Raw genomic sequence first — 17,875 nt, forward strand, 5'->3', positions numbered from 1 at the left:
TTTCACTTTACAAAAGGATACCGCCTCTATCCCTCACGCAAATCTCGTCTTGTCAGATCTTTTTAAATAACTATTGACTTTACGGATTTCCATAAAATAATACTTTTTCATCTGTTTACATTTGACATCCTAATAGAATAGTAATCGAACCTGATAGAATTGTCACAATCAGAATTATTCTCTTGATCGCATTTCTAATGAATATATTCTCTTAACCTTAGAAAAGAAATTACCTAACTTAATAATCTACTTTAATCAAATAACCATGAAAAAAATCTCCTTACTCTTATTATTATTTGTCCTTAATTCTTGTTCTACCAATTATTATTTTGTCAACATCGATGAAGATACTCCGATTTTCACTTCTGAAAATGGAAAAGAATCAGTTACCATAATTCCAAAAGGATCTGGCGCATACATCAATAGAAGTGATAAAAAAGCACGAAAAATAAAATGGCAAAATTTTAAAGGATGGGCTATAAATCCAATATATAACAATTCAAGTTTTTCCAGCAATTCAAACAGTAACTATTCAGACAATAACAATTCCTCAGGTAATAGCTACACTAAATCCTCAACAAGATCTTCATCGGGAGGATCCGTTCAGGTAAAAGGTTATACAAGAAAAAATGGAACTTATGTTGCTCCACATACGCGAAGTGCTCCAAGAAGAAGATAAGTCAAAACACTTCTCAAATTATCTAAATAAAAAAACATGAAATTAATTATCCCCCTTCTAATTCTCATCCTTACTCTTAGTTATAAACAAGAAAAAGAGATTGCCATTAAAGAAACTAATAAAGTAGAAAAAACTACATTAAAAACTTTTACTTATGAAGATATTGCCAGATATACTATGGCGTCTATTATGGGGCAGCAACCTAAAATAATTACTGCAATCAAAAAAGGAAACTTATACTATGTATCCTATATTAGAAAATCAGATAGAAAGAAATTCGAGTATAAAATAAAATTTGATGGCACTAAAATTATCTGGTCAAATATCGATGGTAGATGGAGAAATTCTCAATATGACGAAAAAATTAGTTTTAGTAAAAAGAATAATAAACTTTCTATAATTCAAACTTTTAGCGATGGTTCCCAGGACATTCAATATTATAAAAAGGGCCAATAAGAACGATACCATCTAAACAATTGAAAGAGATATTTTATATTTTAGCTCTTATTAAAGCTCAATATTGCAAGGCAATAATTTATAAAAATAGAATCAAAAATATCTTTATGTATCAAATGTCTAAAGAAGAAGAAATAATCAATAAGGTTGCCCAAGATAAAATAGACTTTAATCTCGGAGTACAGCTTTTATTAGAAGATCCCGATTATGATTTTGAAAGGCTGTTTATAACTTTAAAAAATTATATATTCAACGCTATTCCTGAAAAAACTCATTACGATACAGAAACTTATCAAAATGCCATTAATACAATTCCATTAAAATCGACCTATACTCCTATTATACTTTTAAAAAATTTCCCAACACGAATTGCTTTTTATAAACTCGCGGAACTTCCTGAAAACGAAAATAAAAAAGTTTTAATTTCATTACTCTGGATTTTTAAAGCAACAGACACTGAGCGAAGAAATATGGAATGTAAAAATGGCTGTGGACATTTTTGGCATGAATTTGAATAAAACACACAGTCCTATCTTTAAATACTTAGAAGCTACAACTCACCAAAAAGTTGTAGCTTTTTTAATAACCTATAAGAAAAGCGCCTTTTTAAATCACATCCAGAATTGTTAAACAAAAGAATAACTTATTCCATTTTTTTTATTTGTGTTATTTTTTCATTTCTAAATTAAACTTTACGCAATACAGTATACTATACTTTATCAAAATCCGAAAAACAACAATAAAACACCTCATATCATCCAATTACATAAAAAAACATCTCGAAAAATAAATTTAACAAGAAAAAATAACTCGTTTGTAAAACTATATCCTTTTTTTATTAAATTTATGAGGGTGTAAACCAATCTTAGGAAATTAAGTTTTTATTAACAATTGTTTATTTTAAAACCGTTAAAAAACAACACTCTCAGTAACCTGCTTTTCTTAGAAAGACACCTTCAGCCATAAGCATTCTTACCGGATAAAGAAAAAGCAGTATTAACCTCCAAATCTGAAAATTATGCCTAAGAGTCCGTTTTTTAAAAATATACGTTTCCCGAATGTTTTCATTCCGTTGATAATAGTAATTATTTCCTGCGCATTGCTTATCTGCATCAACTTTTTTACGATCAAAATATTATCTGCCAACAGAGCTTACGTTAATGGCGAATCACATTATTCAAAAGGTCAAAAAGATGCGGCACGATATCTCATTATGTATCTTTTTACTAAAGACCCATACCAATGGAAGCTTTTTTCTCAGGAGTTAAAAGTTCCCCAAGGGGATGGCGTTGCCAGAAGAACTCTTTTAAAAGAAGGAGATACCGAAATTGCCCGACAAGGATTTCTCACAGGGCGGAATCACAAAGATGACCTCGACGATATTGTCTGGCTGTTTGTAAACTTCAAAGATGTTTCCTTTCTGGCAAAAGCAATTCATGAATGGGGTCAGGGCGACGAATTAATATTCAAATTAGCTACGCTGGGCCAGCAAGTAGATACCGAGATAAAACAAGATCTTTTGACCCCTGCCAGTCAGCAAAAATTTCTTAATGAAATTAGTATAATCAGCGACAAACTCACTATTAACGAACGTAACTTCTTAAATACTTTGGGAGAAGGAACACGAAAAATTAAAAGCCTTCTGATTATAACCAATATCGTTTTTATTCTGATAATCGTGATAAGCGTATGTTCGTACTATGCGATTATGGTAAAGCGTTTAGTGATTTCCAAGAAAGAAATTGAAGAAAAAAACGAAAACCTTATCCTTGTCAATCACGAGCTGGATAGATTTGTTTACAGTGCATCTCACGATCTGAGATCGCCTATAACATCTTTAAAAGGTCTCATCGAAATTACCCAACTCGAAGATGACATTCACCAGATCAGAGACTATTTAACGCTCATGCACAAAAGTCTCACCAAGCAGGATCAGTTTATAGTTGACATCATCGATTATTCAAAAAACAAACGAAAACAAGTTGTAATAGAACCTGTAAGCTTAAAGGAACTATTTGACGAGATTATTTCACAATTGATGCATATTGAAAATGCCAACAAAATAAAATTTAAAAAGGAATTATTAGTCGATATCATCCAAAGCGATGACCTACGTTTAAGAATCATTATTTCGAATTTACTCTCCAATGCCATCAAATATGCCGATGTCAATAAGCCGGAAATGTTTATTTCGATTAAAACTTATACGGACGAGGGTTGTGATAAAATAGAGATAACAGATAACGGAATTGGAATTAAAGACGAATTTAAAGACAGTATTTTTGAAATGTATTTTGGTACAAACAAAAACAAAGGTTCTGGATTAGGTCTTTATATTGCAAAAGAAGCTGTAGAAAACATCAAAGGAAGTATTTCGGTTTTCTCTGAAAATACTGTCGGGAGTAAATTTATTGTAGCAATTCCTATTTCTCATGCAAACTAAACCTGTGTTTCTAATCGTCGATGACAATTTGATCGATCAGCTTGTCATTACACAGTTACTTAAAAAAGTGCTGGATATTGACGAGATATTCATCGCAAATAATGGTAGAGAAGGAATTCAGTGGCTTGTTACTAACAACAACCATCCGCTCATTATTTTATTGGATATTCAGATGCCTATAATGAATGGTTTCGAATTTCTCGAGGAGTTTCACAAATTAAAAAAAGAGATAAAAAAAAGAATTCGAATTTATGTGCTTTCATCCACCTTAGATCCGGATGAAATTGCAAAAATCAATAGAAACAGGTATGTAAGTGCTTTTTTAAACAAGCCTTTCCCAATAGAAGAATTTAAAACACTACTGTTTAACTATTGAAGACTATTGAAGAACTCTGTTTACCTGAGAAAAACTTCTTTGGTAATAAGGTTCCTTAGTAGATGAGATCATTACACCTCCGTGAGTAGAAGAATGTACAAACTTAATTTCTCCTTCTGTTACCTCAACTACCATCCCAACATGATTGATACGGCGTCTTCCATTGGTTTTAAAGAAAATCAAATCTCCTTTTTGTGCCGCTTCGCTTTCAACCCTAAATCCAATTCTGGATTGTTCGATCGAACTTCTTGGCAGCTTGATATCAAAATTATTAAAGGTACAAATCATTAGTCCTGAGCAATCAAAACCGGCTTTCGTTGTTCCGCCCGACCGATAACGCGTTCCAATATTCTCAGTCGCATTTCCAATCAATTGATCAATCAAATCAGAATTATTACCCAATCTTACAAATGTAGAATCTTTTTTTACGGTCGTATCTTCAGCAATCTGAATCGGCGGTGTAGCTGTAGTAGTTTCGGCAGACTTTACTTCTTGCAAAGCTGCTGCCTTTTCAGGCGAAACATTAATCTTAAGCAGGTAACCCACTTTTAGCCTCTTTTTAATTGCTGGATTTTGTTTTTCCAATTCCTTAACGGTTATCCCAAACTCTTTTGCAATGGCATATTTTGTTTCTTTCGACAAAACCTCTCTGGTTACTTCAACCTTTGCAGGCTCCTTAATATTCTCGATTACCGGAGCAGCCGTAGCTACAGCAGTGTTAGTATCGACAGTGGTATTGGATGGAATGCTAATTTGCTGTCCAATTTTTAAACCTTCGCTTTCTAAAAGCGGATTGGCTTTCTTTAAGTCATCAACTGAAACATTGTATTTTTTCGAAATTCCCCAAAGCGTTTCTTTAGCAAGTACTTCATGAGAACCCGGAGTTACAACCGGAGTAGTATTTACAACTGGTTCGGTAACTTTTTTAGCAACTGTTTTATTATGGTTGGGTATTAATAAAACGGAATTTAGTTTTAGAACTTTGGGTGCATTAGGGTTTGCTGCTGCAATATCTTTTGGTTTTACTCCGTATTTTTTAGCAATTACAGTAAGATTTTCTCCTTGTGAGATTTTGTGTTTAATATACTTTTCTTGTGAAAAAGCTCCGACACTGAAAAAAAACAAAATTACTATTAACCTGCAAACCATTATCTATTACATTTTTATCTTTTATTACACGCTCTAAATTGAATTACTTTCTGAATTATAAACTCAAAAAAAGGGAATTATTTTACCCGATAAGCGAATTTAACTTTTTAAAGTAAAAAAAGCATCTTTTTTAACAACTAATTTTGTTCAATTTAACAAACGCGGCATAAAAATTGAGCCAACCCTTTGAAATAATGCTCTTTATAAAACACATTATTTTCAAACCAAAATAACCAATCTTAACCAGAAAACCGTGTGAGATGACATTAAGCAACATTGAAATTAATTATAAAATGCAAAAAAAATGCTCTGTTTTTTTCACAGAGCATTTTTAATATAAGTAAATCGTATCGATTAGGCTTTCCCTGCAGCAATTAAGTTTAACGCTGAACCTGCAACAAACCAGCCAATCTGACCTTCGTTGTAAGTGTGATTCGCTAAGATAATATCTTTAGAACCATCTGCGTGAACGAACTCTAATGTTAATGGTTTCCCGGGAGCAAACTCAGTTAAATCAGTAAAATTGATTATATCGTTCTCCTGAATTTTATCATAATCGGTTTCATTCGCAAAAGTCAATCCCAAAAGACCTTGTTTTTTAAGGTTTGTTTCGTGAATACGGGCAAAAGATTTTACCAATACCGCTTTAACCCCTAAGAAACGCGGCTCCATAGCGGCATGCTCACGTGACGAACCTTCACCATAATTGTGATCTCCCACAACAATAGACGGAACTCCCGCAGCTTTGTATGCACGAGCTACAGCCGGAACTGCATCGTACTCTCCGGTTAATTGATTTTTAACCGAGTTTGTTTTTTGGTTAAATGCGTTTACAGCACCAATCAGCATATTGTTAGAAATATTATCCAGATGTCCACGAAAACGCAACCATGGTCCTGCCATAGAAATGTGATCGGTAGTACATTTTCCGAATGCTTTGATTAATAATTTTGCACCTGTAATATTTTTACCATCCCAGGCATCAAACGGAGCCAATAATTGCAAACGTTCAGACGTTGGACTTACCACAACCTGAACTCCGGAACCGTCTTCAGCAGGAGACTGGAATCCCGGATCTTTAACATCAAATCCTTTTGGAGGCAATTCGTCTCCTGTAGGTTCCTCTAACATTACTTCTTCTCCATCTTCATTGATTAAAGTATCTGTTAATGGATTAAAACTTAAATCTCCTGCAATCGCCATAGCAGTCACCAATTCCGGCGAACCCACGAAGGCCAAAGTATTCGGGTTACCATCTGCACGTTTAGAGAAGTTACGATTGAAAGAGTGAACAATGGTGTTTCTTTCTTCTTTCTCCGCTCCTTCTCTGTCCCACATACCAATACAAGGTCCGCAAGCATTCGCAAAAACGGTCGCTCCTATTTTATGGAAGGTATCAATAAAACCATCACGTTCGATGGTATAGCGAACCACTTCAGAACCCGGCGTAATTGTAAATTGAGATTTCGTTTTTAAGTTTTTGGCACTTACCTGTCTGGCCAAAGAAGCCGCGCGGGAAATATCTTCGTAAGAGGAATTGGTACAAGAACCAATTAAACCTACCTGAATTTGTAAAGGCCAATTATTTTTTATGGCTTCCTCTTTCATTTTAGAAATTGGAGTGGCTAAATCCGGAGTAAAAGGGCCGTTTAAATGCGGCTCTAATTCAGATAAGTTAATCTCGATCACCTGATCAAAATACTTTTCCGGATTAGCATATACTTCCGGGTCTCCTGTTAAGTAAGAAGCAACTTTATCTGCAGCATCCGCAACATCAGCTCTGTTTGTAGAACGCAGGTAACGGCTCATAGAAGCATCGTAACCAAAAGTTGAAGTTGTAGCTCCAATTTCAGCACCCATGTTACAAATGGTACCTTTTCCGGTACAAGACATAGAAGTTGCTCCTTCGCCAAAATATTCAACAATAGCACCTGTCCCCCCTTTTACAGTCAGAATACCTGCCACTTTAAGAATAACATCTTTTGGAGCTGTCCAACCTGATAATTTACCTGTTAGTTTTACTCCAATTAATTTTGGAAATTTCAACTCCCAAGCCATACCCGACATCACGTCTACAGCATCCGCTCCACCAACACCAATAGCAACCATTCCTAAACCACCTGCATTTACAGTGTGAGAATCGGTACCAATCATCATTCCTCCCGGGAATGCATAATTTTCAAGTACCACTTGGTGAATAATTCCGGCTCCCGGTTTCCAGAAACCAATTCCGTATTTATTAGAAACTGATGATAAGAAATCAAAAACTTCATTACTTTGTGTTTTTGCTCTGGCCAAATCGGTTGCAGCATCTACTTTTGCCTGAATCAGGTGATCGCAATGTACTGTTGTAGGCACTGCTACCTTAGGCTTACCAGCGTGCATAAATTGCAACAATGCCATTTGAGCTGTTGCATCCTGGCAAGCTACACGATCCGGTGCAAAATCAACATAATCTACTCCTCTTCCAAACGCCTTTGTTGGATTTCCATCCCAAAGGTGATTGTACAAAATTTTCTCCGTTAAGGTAAGTGGACGACCAACAATTTCGCGTGCTTTATCAACACGACCTGGCATGTTCTCATACACTTTTTTAATCATTTCAATATCAAAAGCCATAAGTATAATTGTTTTTGTTTGTTTTTTTGAACATCCCAAGTTACAAAAAATAGAGGAGTTGTAAAAGAAAAAGCCCGAGTTTATCACTCGGGCTCTCTATATATAATGATTATAACTAATCGTATGATTACATCACTAACAGTTTATGAGAAGGCGCAAACCTGGTTAGGCTAATACCATCTACTGCCGCTGTATACTCATCAAGTGTTGGGGTTCTTCCTAAAATTGTAGACAATACTACAACAGGTGTAGAAGAAAGCAATGACTCTCCTTTTTTACCCTCAGTATCTTCAACAACTCTTCCTTGGAATAAACGAGTAGAAGTTGCCATTACGGTATCTCCTTTTGCCGCTTTTTCCTGGTTCCCCATACAAAGGTTACATCCCGGACGCTCTAAATACAACATGTTTTCGTATTCAGTACGTGCAGCACCTTTAGGAGCACTATCGTTAAATTCGAAACCAGAATATCTTTGTAAAACTTCCCAGTCTCCTTCGGCTTTAAGCTCATCTACAATATTGTAAGTTGGCGGAGCCACTACAAGAGGTGCTTTAAACTCAACTTTACCATGTTGCTCTTCTATATTTTTTAGCATTTGAGCCAAAATCTTCATATCTCCTTTGTGCACCATACAAGAACCAATAAATCCAAGATCTACTTTTTTCTCTCCTCCATAAAAAGACAAAGGTCTGATGGTATCGTGTGTGTATCGCTTAGAAACATCTGCATTATTTACATCCGGATCTGCGATCATTGGCTCAATAATCTGATCCAAATCAACAACAACCTCAGCATAATACTTCGCATTTGCATCCGGAGTCAATGCTGGTTTTTCAGCTGATTTGATCTCTGCAATTCTCTTATCTGCTTTATTGATCAATCCCTGAAGAACTTGTTTTTCATTGTCCATTCCTTTGTTGATCATGATCTGGATTCTGCCTTTTGCAATCTCAAGAGATTCGATCAGAGTATCATCCTCAGAAATACAGATAGAAGCTTTTGCTTTCATTTCTGCAGTCCAGTCTGTAAACGTGAATGCCTGGTCAGCAGTAAGAGTTCCAATATGAACCTCAATAATTCTACCCTGGAATACGTTTTCACCACCAAACTTTTTAAGCATTTGGGCTTGTGTAGCGTGAACGACATCACGGAAGTCCATATAATCTTTCATTTCTCCTTTGAACGTTACCTTCACTGATTCAGGAATTGGCATTGAAGCCTCACCTGTAGCAAGTGCTAGCGCAACTGTTCCCGAGTCTGCACCAAAAGCAACTCCTTTAGACATTCTTGTATGTGAGTCACCACCAATAATGATCGCCCACTCATCAATCGTAATATCGTTAAGAACTTTATGAATTACATCTGTCATTGCATGGTAAACTCCTTTAGGGTCACGAGCAGTAATCAAACCAAAATCGTTCATGAATTTCATCAACTTTGGAATATTAGCCTGAGCTTTTTTATCCCATACTGAAGCGGTGTGACAACCAGACTGGTAAGCACCGTCAACAATTGGTGAAATTACTGTAGCAGCCATAGATTCTAACTCCTGAGCTGTCATAAGACCAGTCGTATCTTGTGAACCTACGATATTAACTTCTACACGAACATCTGATCCGGCGTGTAAAACTTTACCCGGAGCAATTCCAACTGCATTTTTATTGAAAATTTTCTCTACTGCTGTAAGCCCTTGTCCTTCATGAGAAATCTCTTTTGACGGAGCAAATACAAGAGGAGCTTCAATATTAAGAAGTTTCGCAGCTAATGTTTGAAGTTTTTTACCAAATACAATTGCGTATGATCCTCCGGCTTTTATAAATTCCATTTTCTGAGGCGTGAATGCCTTAGAAATGTCAATTAACTCTTTGTCGCCGTTGTATAATTTCTTTGTTTTTGTATTTATTGTAAGTACAGTACCTGTAGCAACAGAGTATGCTTCTTCCAGAATAGGTTCGTTATTTTCATTGCGAATAACATTACCTTCTGCATCTAATTTTTTCACCCAGTTCTTAAGGTCTAAACCAATACCACCTGTAACATCAACAGTTGTTAGGAAGATTGGAGAAATACCATTTGTACCTGCAACGATCGGAGCAATATTAATAAATGGTACATATGGACTTGCTTGTTTACCAGTCCAAAGCGCCACGTTGTTTACCCCTGACATTCTTGATGAACCTACTCCCATTGTACCTTTCTCTGCAATCAACATAACGCTTGCATCAGGATGTTTCGCCTGTAGCGCTTTGATTTCTTCTTGAGCCTGAGGAGTAATCATACATTTACCGTGAAGTTCACGATCAGAACGGGAGTGAGCCTGGTTCCCCGGAGATAACAAATCAGTAGAAATATCTCCTTCTCCAGCGATATAAGTAACTACTTTAATTTCTTCAACCACTTCCGGTAATGTAGTAAAAAACTCTGCCTGCGCATAGCTTTCAACTATCTCTTTAGCGATTGCGTTACCGTTTTTAAAAGCCTCCTTTAAACGATCTGTATCTGCCTCATAAAGGTAAACCTGCGTTTTTAGAACTTTTCCTGCTTCTTTAGCAATAGCAGCATCATTACCAAGCGCTAAGTCTAATAACACTTCAATAGAAGGTCCACCCTTCATGTGTGATAATAATTCAAAAGCAAAAGCTGGTGTTATTTCTTTTACTTCAACTTCACCAAGAATGATTTCTTTTAAAAACTTAGCTTTTGTACCAGCAGCACTAGTAGTCCCCGGTACAACATTGTAAATGAAAAAGTTAAGAGAATCCCCTCTGTACTCGTTGTTTAAATCTTTAATTTGCTCAATGATTTCGCTTAGTAATTCAGCACCATCAATTGGTTTTGGGTTAAGCCCCTGAATTTTTCTTTCTTCGATCTCTTGAATATAATCCTTATAAATGTTCATAATAGAAGTATTTTGTAGGTATTTTTATTTTTTGTTCGCAAATTTAGGTATTAAAGCCGAGAATTAAAAAAAATATAATAGAACTCGCCTTTTCAAAAATTATTATTGCTAAAAAACAATTTTCATTGCTCATTTTTGCCGAAATTCCAATTTTATATTAAAAAAATGAATTATTGGTAATTTAAAATCCTTTCTTTAACAAAGTCGAAATTCGTTGTTACAAATGAAGTGAGATTTTACTTCTACTTTAACAAAGAACCTTTCTAAATAAGCAATTACAACGTTATAGTTGCGCTTTTACCCCTCCCCTTTTTTTCATTTTTGAAAATCATTTTTTTCATCATTAAGCTTTTTCATGATTTAAAAAAAAATAGCATAAAAAGCTTGTAATTCAAATTCTTTAATAACTTTGTATTTCAAAGTACTTTTAAATAACTACAACTATGAAATACAAATTAGACCTTTTAAAACATTACACTCAAAAAACCGGAGTGACAATTGGATTAATCGTAACCTTTTTCAGCAGTCTTTTCCTGATTGGCGCCCTTATCTCTAAAGAATTTCGATTTCATGATTTTGAATCAATTGCTATACCAAGTCTCGTTTTTGAATTTGTATATGGAATTGTTCTTTCGTTTATGATCCTAAGAAACAAAGAAACTTATATTCACCTGACTCCTTTATTAATTCTGAACTGGTTTATTGGATGTTTCTCTTTAAATATTCTTGTTCCTATTTTTCATGATCTTCAAATATGGGTTTATTTGGCTACTCTGTTTTTTTGCCTGTCTAATTTTTTCATCTACAGCAAATCAGACGAAAGTCGAAATACATCTATTGCATTTTTTATAAATGGTTTATCTTTTGGCATCATCTTGTATTTTGCCATATACCTGATTCCTATTATGCCTTTCTCCTTTATGGGTATTATTGTTTTAGGATTAGGTTTTTATGGCTTGGTTCCCGCATTGGTTATCATCATCCATATCGCAACAATTATTCGGTATCTTAACCGAAATAAAAATTACACCCTTTCTTTTAGCGCCGGTTTCCTGGTTATACTTCTAAGCTTAACTTCTTTTACGATTGGATTGCGTATCGAAAGCAATAAAATAGTACAATCAGCTGCTATCAGTTCCTTTGATCAGGACGATAATTTACCCCGTTACATTTCGATTTCTCAAAATTTAAAACCTAATTTTTTCAATGAGATACTACTAAAAAAAGACATCGTCTATATTCCGCTTCATGACATATTCTCTTTTAACAGTTTCGGTTCCTTCGGTTCTAAACAATTCAATGAGGAAAAAATACACAATCCATTTATATCTGTTGCGTACCTGTTCTGCAAGGACCTTAATATTAGCCATGATGATAAAATCAATATTCTGAAATCAAACTTCGATAAACGATTAGAAGCCGAAGAACAACTGTGGAGCGGCAAAAATTTATTTACCAAAACCATTAAAGAAGATGTAAAACTGTACCCTGACGCACATCTGGCTTATACCGAAGTTACCATGAAGATTGCCTGTCCCGAAAATACATGGAGAAATCAGGAAGCTATTTATTCTTTTCAACTGCCGGAAGGTTCTGTTGCAACATCATTGTCACTATGGGTAAACGGAATTGAAAGAAAAGGTGTTTTGACTACGAAAGAAAAAGCTAAAGCAGCCTATAATCAAATTGTAGGCGTAGAAAGCCGTGATCCGTCTTTAATGCAATGGAAAGAAGGAAATAAGGTCGTGGTTAGAGTCTTCCCTATCAACTCTACCACTCCCCGAACTTTTAAATGCGGTTTTACAACTCCTTTAAAAGTTGAAGACAACCAAATGAAATACCAAAGCCTTTATATTAAAGGCCCAAACATTTCAACTGCCGAAACGATATCACGAATTCAAAGCGTTGGAAACACAAAAATTGAAACCAGTAAAGATTTTGAACTGAACAAAGGTCACTACATTAACCAATCGAAAGGATTAGATCGTTGGGAAGCCTTTATGCCGTTAACCAAAACCTCAAACTCATTTGCTTGGAAAAACAAAATTTACGAAGTTAAAAACATTCAAAAAACAGCTATTCCTTTTACTCCTTCAGAAATTATACTGGACTTAAACAGCAGTTGGACCACCAAACAAATAGAATCCTATGTGAATTTAGAGCGAACAAACTTATTTGTTTTTACAAATGGAGAAAAGAAAGAAATCAATAAGGACAATTTTAGAGCCATTGCATTAGAATTTGAAGAGCTGCATTATTCTTTATTACCGCTTTATCAAATCACTAAAAACAGTTTAATCATTACAAAATCAGGAACGTTCTCTGCCAATTTTGAAGAGCTTGAAGATTCTGATTATTTAAAGAAGATAAGAAGCGAAACAAAACAGAGAAATTTAAAAGTAATTAATATTTCTTCTGATATTAATCCGTTTTGGCAAACCGTAAAAGAACAAAAATATGTCGATTACTTTCAGACCAGTTTAAAGAACAGTTTAGAGCTGATTCATAAAAAACAGTTTGTATTATTTAAAACAGAACCGAATACCGTAAATATTGAACCTGCAAACATTGCTATTACAGAAAGTCCCCAAACCAAAACGCCGAAAAAGAATGGGCCGGATCATATATACAGAATGTATGCTTTTGGAAAAGTACTCGAAGAACAAGTAAAAATTCAAAACGATTCTTTAGTTCAGAATCAATATGTCGATTTGGCCAAAGATGCTAATATTGTTACCCCAATATCTTCCTTAATTGTACTGGAAACTGATGAAGATTACAAAAATAACGGAATTGAAAAAAACGTTGATACCCTTGGAAATGCTTCTGTCAATAATGACGGCGCCGTACCGGAACCACATGAATGGGCACTATTATTTATCGTTTTATCTGCCATTTTATTCTATTACAGAAAACAAAAATTAGCGAATTAATGAAGGATTTAATTCTAATGAAAAAACCAATACTTGCTGTTTTTGTAATCTTACTCCTTTTTGCAATTAACAGCAAGATATTGCTTTTAAACGTACACCATGATTTCCTTGGAATTCTCGGCTCCCTTTGTCTTTTTATTGTTGGCGGGAGAAAAACAAATTTCAAAATTAATTATTTCTTAATTCTTAGTATTCTATTGTTAGAATTCATCAGCTGGCGTTTAAACACAAAATCGGTTCATTTTCTTTCTATACTATTATTTTTATGTTTGGTTTTCCATTATTTCACCGGGAAATTTTCCTTTATTGCTTTCATTTGCCTTGTTTTATTTTCGACTCTTTTTAGTGCTTTTTTTGCACACTTAACCTCAGAAATAAAACAAAGCCTTTGTTATATCGTTTATCTGACACTAAAGAATTTTATACCTATAAATAAAATCGAAGGGGTCAATTTTCACATCAATAATGCAAAAATCACCATCGACACTGCCTGCATGGGATTATCTATGTTTAAGACAGGATTGTTATTTGGCGCAATCTTAATGACACTGGAAGAAAAAAGACTCAAACAATATTACGGCATTTTTCAGATACTCTCTTTCTGCTTACTTGTAATAACACTCAATATTATATCTAATTACTTTAGAATCGTAACCTTAATTTTTTTCAATTGTACTCAGGAAAACTTTTTGCATCACGCTATTGGTTTAATCTGTTTTACTGTATACCAGATCATTCCAATGCAATTCATTATTAAGTATATAAAACCAAAAAATAAAAACAATGATAAAAACGGTGATGTAAAGAAAATCAAACCAAAAAACCTTATTCTATTGGTAACATTTGCAACCCTTTTAGCGACCAGTATAAAAATCAAAAATGAAACAGAAACTAATTTTCGCCAGGAGGTTAGTTCTGAGTATCATACAAAAAAAGGCTCTTGGATAAACACGGAAGTTTTTAAAATTGAAACTCCTAAGAAATTGACTTATATAAAAACACCCTCTCATAATCCGATGGTTTGCTGGACTGGCTCTGGGTACAAAATTATTGAATCGAAGAAAGTCCTGGTAAACAAAGAACAAATATGGTTTAATAAAATGGAGAAAGACAACCAAAATTATACATCGTATTGGTGGTACGAATCTAATGGTAAAAAATACAGCTCTCTTATTGAAGTTTTACTTATAAAATTGATTTATGGCCAACCTATTTTTTTAATAAACGAAACCTCAAAATCAAATTAAATAAAAAACCCAAACTAGAAATCATTACAAGTTTGGGTTTCTACTTTTTTATTGAATCTATTACAACAGTTTCTGAATGATAACTTCTTCTGTTATTCCTTCGACATCAGGTCTAATCTCGAGAAAGCTAGCTTCTTGGGCGTGCTGGTCAAGAATACGGACAACGCAGCCAACTCCAGCCGGCGCTACAGCCAGCATAGCATTACGCATTGTCAGGGTGTATCACTTCATGCCATACACCGTCTTCGAGGAAGAGAATGTCGTCCTCACCGATGGACCAGAGCACGCCGTCACGGCTGTGCAGACGATGAGTGGTGATGGGGCGACCAATGGGGTCGAGAGCCACCAGCTTGTCGCCGCTTACCTTGGCAAGTACACCGTCACCCGCCAGATAGATCTCACCGTCGTGTTCCTCCACGCAATACCAATTGGTGCTCAGGTCGGAAACTTCCAGCACGGTCCAACGGTTGAAGGCACCGTGCATCACCAGCCCTCGGTAGCCACAGATCCACACCTCGCCATCGGGCAGACAACGCACGCTAGAAAGGATCGCGGTAGTCGGGCTCTCATCGCGGTGCCAGCGCTTGCCGTCGTAGAAGTAGATTTCCCCCTTCCAGCCCACCGCGTAGATCTGGTCATGCGCAAGACCGTCGATGTCAAGAAAACCGATGCCGTTCTCGTTGCAGAGGATCTCATCGGAGAGCGACGGCCACTGCTCATCGCAGCGCACGTAAACCTGGCGTTGATAGCCACAAACGTACAGTTGCCCGGCGATATTCTTTAACGTGTTGACATAGCCACGTCCCCCGACAATGCCCAGACCAGCATTGGGAATTCGCTCATCGCGACGATTGGCGCCGATGAATTCCGTGACCTCGCCGTTGCGCCCGAGCATCCAGAAGGCACGGTAGTTGCGCGACGGGTCGACCAAGTTGGTCACCGATTTACCGATATAGTGAAGGTCTGCGGTGCCCCAGTTGCCGTCAATGTAGGTAAAGGCCCTGCAGAACTCGGTTCTGGGTTTCAGGCCATGTGGCACCGTCAACAGACCAAGTGCGCCTCGGCGTGGTGAGAATCCGCTAAGGAAGGTCACCGGAGTTTTTCGCTTGGCCTTCGCTGATCCTTGGTTCTGTTTTGTTTTGGGTGTTTTGTTGTTGGGTTCTTTTTTCATGAAAATTTTGTTATCATTTTTAGTAATACATATTGGGTATAATACTGTTGGCTTATCCTGTCGTTGCATCAAAGGATTCGTTCGGCAGCATGGCATTAGGCATTGTCAGGGTGTATCACCTCATGCCACGCACCGTCTTCGAGGAAGAGGATATCGCTCTCGCCGATGGACCAGAGCACGCCGTCACGGCTGTGCAGGCGGTGGGTGGTGATAGGGCGACCAATGGGGTCGAGGGCCACCAGTTTGTCGCCATCTACCTTCGCCAGCACACCGTTACCGGCCAGATAGATCTCGCCTTCATGTTCCTCCAGACAGTACCAGTTGACGCTCGGGTCGGAAACTTCCAGCACGGTCCAGCGGTTGAAGGCGCCATGCATCACCAGCCCTCGGTAGCCACAGATCCAAACCTCGCCGTCGGGCAGACAACGCACGCTAGAGAGGATCGCGGTAGTCGGGCTCTCACCACAGTGCCAGTGCTTGCCGTCGTAGAAGTAGATTTCCCCCTTCCAGCCCACCGCGTATATCTGGTCATAGGCAAGGCCGTCGATGTCAAGAAAACCGATGCCATTCTCGTTGCTGAGGATTTCATCGGCCAGCGACAGCCACTGCTCATTGCGGCGCACGTAAACCTGGCGTTGATAGCCACAAACGTACAGTTGCCCAGCGATATTCTTTAACGTGTTGACATAGCCACGTCCCCCGACAATGCCCAGGCCGGCGTTGGGAATGCGCTCGTCGCGGCGGTTGGCGCCTATGAGCTCTGTAACCTCGCCATTGCGCCCGAGCGTCCAGAGGGCGCGGTAGTTGCGCAAGGGATCGATTAGACTGGTAAGCGATTTGCCTACATAGTAGAGATCGGCACGGCCCCAGTTGCCGTCGACGCAGGTATAGGCCCGACAGAATTCCGTTCTGGGTTTCAGACCATGCGGCACGGCCAACAGGGCGAGTGCACCTCGACGTGATGAGAAGCCGTTGAGGAAGGTCACCGGAGTTTTTCGCTTGGCCTTCGCTATTCCTTGGTTCTGTTTTGTTTTGGGCGTTTTGTTGTTGGGTTCTTTTTTCATAAAAATTTTGTTATATGTTTTTATGGTTACTATTTTGGTATGTTTTCTATAATCCCAATTTATTTTTCATTGTTTTTGTTTAAAAAAATACCTGTACACGATTACTAACTTATTTTTATTCATTACTATAAGTGCAAAGGTATAATGTAGAAAACGCAACATTTTTGGTTTGTAAGAAGTGGTAGGTATGATGTAATAATTGGTTTTTCTGTGTAAGAACTGGTACAATCACATCACTTTTTTTCTTAAAATTGGGATTGTTGTTTCTCCAAAAACACAGAAATACTAAAATAAGGAGAGATTATAAATACCTCTCCTCCGCAAAGAGTTCCTTATGTAAAGCTGCCCAAATGTCTCCGACTTCTACCAATAAAGTAAATCGACAAAGCATAAAAAGAATAGACCTCGCGGTTTGCGAGGTCTATGAATGTTTTAAAGCTTCGGTAAAGCAGGCTTTTTAAGAATGTCACCTATATTTTCAATTGCAACCTGATGACCAGGATACAGACAACGATAGCACACAAATTCTTTGGCATGCTCATAAAGATAAAAAAAAGAGGCTGTCCAAAAAGTAAGGACAGCCTTGTTTTTATAATAATTTAGATTGAATTATAATCTAAAAGAAGTTTATTGGGTTGGCAAAAATTATACGTCTTAATTCAACGCTGATTTTACGGATTCGCTATTGCGAAGACGCTGATCAAAACGGATTCTATACATTAAAAAATCTGTTTTTATTCGCGTTTTTACGAAGTAAATCTGTTTTATCCGCGTCGAACTAAAGTAAAAATTTAAAACAATAACATAATAAGAGGAAGTTCATACTTTTCGGATAGCCT

General features: G+C 36.9%; 12 protein-coding genes. 7 read left to right on the forward strand and 5 right to left on the reverse strand.

Annotation, left to right across the window (positions count from 1 at the left end):
* Positions 1–265 precede the first annotated feature (265 nt).
* The 5 genes from FLA105534_RS01550 (at position 266) to FLA105534_RS01570 (ending at position 3,954) form a co-directional block, all read left to right on the forward strand.
* Positions 266–679, forward strand: coding sequence for a hypothetical protein (locus tag FLA105534_RS01550; RefSeq protein WP_173964292.1), 414 nt, complete (start codon positions 266–268; stop codon positions 677–679).
* A 36-nt stretch (positions 680–715) separates the two neighbouring features.
* Entirely contained in the window at positions 716–1,135 is a 420-nt protein-coding gene (locus FLA105534_RS01555; RefSeq protein ID WP_173964293.1) for a hypothetical protein, read from the forward strand.
* 20 nt (positions 1,136–1,155) lie between these two features.
* The gene (locus FLA105534_RS01560; RefSeq protein WP_173964294.1) at positions 1,156–1,653 is read left to right on the forward strand and encodes a DUF5958 family protein; all 498 of its coding nucleotides are present in this window, start codon (positions 1,156–1,158) and stop codon (positions 1,651–1,653) included.
* Between the two features lie 500 nt (positions 1,654–2,153).
* Positions 2,154–3,578, forward strand: coding sequence for a sensor histidine kinase (locus FLA105534_RS01565; RefSeq protein WP_173964295.1), 1,425 nt, complete (start codon positions 2,154–2,156; stop codon positions 3,576–3,578).
* The gene (locus FLA105534_RS01570; protein WP_173964296.1) at positions 3,568–3,954 is read left to right on the forward strand and encodes a response regulator; all 387 of its coding nucleotides are present in this window, start codon (positions 3,568–3,570) and stop codon (positions 3,952–3,954) included. The genes FLA105534_RS01565 and FLA105534_RS01570 overlap by 11 nt, the downstream gene beginning before the upstream one ends.
* 3 nt (positions 3,955–3,957) lie before the next feature.
* On the opposite strand, the gene FLA105534_RS01575 is transcribed toward FLA105534_RS01570, so the two are convergent.
* The 3 genes from FLA105534_RS01575 to FLA105534_RS01585 all read right to left on the reverse strand — a co-directional run bounded on the left by FLA105534_RS01575 (position 3,958) and on the right by FLA105534_RS01585 (position 10,621).
* Positions 3,958–5,103 carry a C40 family peptidase gene (locus FLA105534_RS01575; protein ID WP_173964297.1) on the reverse strand — a complete coding sequence of 382 codons (1,146 nt, stop codon included), beginning with the start codon at positions 5,101–5,103 and terminating at the stop codon, positions 3,958–3,960.
* A 354-nt stretch (positions 5,104–5,457) separates the two neighbouring features.
* On the reverse strand, positions 5,458–7,722 hold the full coding sequence (locus FLA105534_RS01580) for an aconitate hydratase (RefSeq protein ID WP_173964298.1): 2,265 nt from the start codon (positions 7,720–7,722) through the stop codon (positions 5,458–5,460).
* A 127-nt stretch (positions 7,723–7,849) separates the two neighbouring features.
* Entirely contained in the window at positions 7,850–10,621 is a 2,772-nt protein-coding gene (locus FLA105534_RS01585; RefSeq protein ID WP_173964299.1) for a bifunctional aconitate hydratase 2/2-methylisocitrate dehydratase, read from the reverse strand.
* Between the two features lie 443 nt (positions 10,622–11,064).
* On the opposite strand from FLA105534_RS01585, the gene FLA105534_RS01590 reads away from it, so the two are divergent.
* Together FLA105534_RS01590 and xrtN are read left to right on the forward strand one after the other, a co-directional pair.
* The gene (locus FLA105534_RS01590) at positions 11,065–13,554 is read left to right on the forward strand and encodes an XrtN system VIT domain-containing protein (protein ID WP_173964300.1); all 2,490 of its coding nucleotides are present in this window, start codon (positions 11,065–11,067) and stop codon (positions 13,552–13,554) included.
* Positions 13,554–14,801 (forward strand): exosortase N, encoded by a 1,248-nt coding sequence (xrtN, locus tag FLA105534_RS01595; RefSeq protein WP_173964301.1) that lies wholly within the window; start codon positions 13,554–13,556, stop codon positions 14,799–14,801. Before FLA105534_RS01590 ends, xrtN begins: the two co-directional genes overlap by 1 nt.
* Before the next feature lie 202 nt (positions 14,802–15,003).
* On the opposite strand, the gene FLA105534_RS01600 is transcribed toward xrtN, so the two are convergent.
* Together FLA105534_RS01600 and FLA105534_RS01605 are read right to left on the reverse strand one after the other, a co-directional pair.
* Positions 15,004–15,972 carry a hypothetical protein gene (locus FLA105534_RS01600; protein WP_173964302.1) on the reverse strand — a complete coding sequence of 323 codons (969 nt, stop codon included), beginning with the start codon at positions 15,970–15,972 and terminating at the stop codon, positions 15,004–15,006.
* Positions 15,973–16,067: 95 nt separating this feature from the next.
* Complete coding sequence (locus FLA105534_RS01605) at positions 16,068–17,036, reverse strand: hypothetical protein (protein ID WP_173964303.1); 969 nt, start codon at positions 17,034–17,036, stop codon at positions 16,068–16,070.
* Between the last annotated feature and the right edge of the window lie 839 nt (positions 17,037–17,875).

It is taken from the genome of Flavobacterium collinsii (genome assembly GCF_902804485.1).
Classification (GTDB): domain Bacteria; phylum Bacteroidota; class Bacteroidia; order Flavobacteriales; family Flavobacteriaceae; genus Flavobacterium; species Flavobacterium collinsii.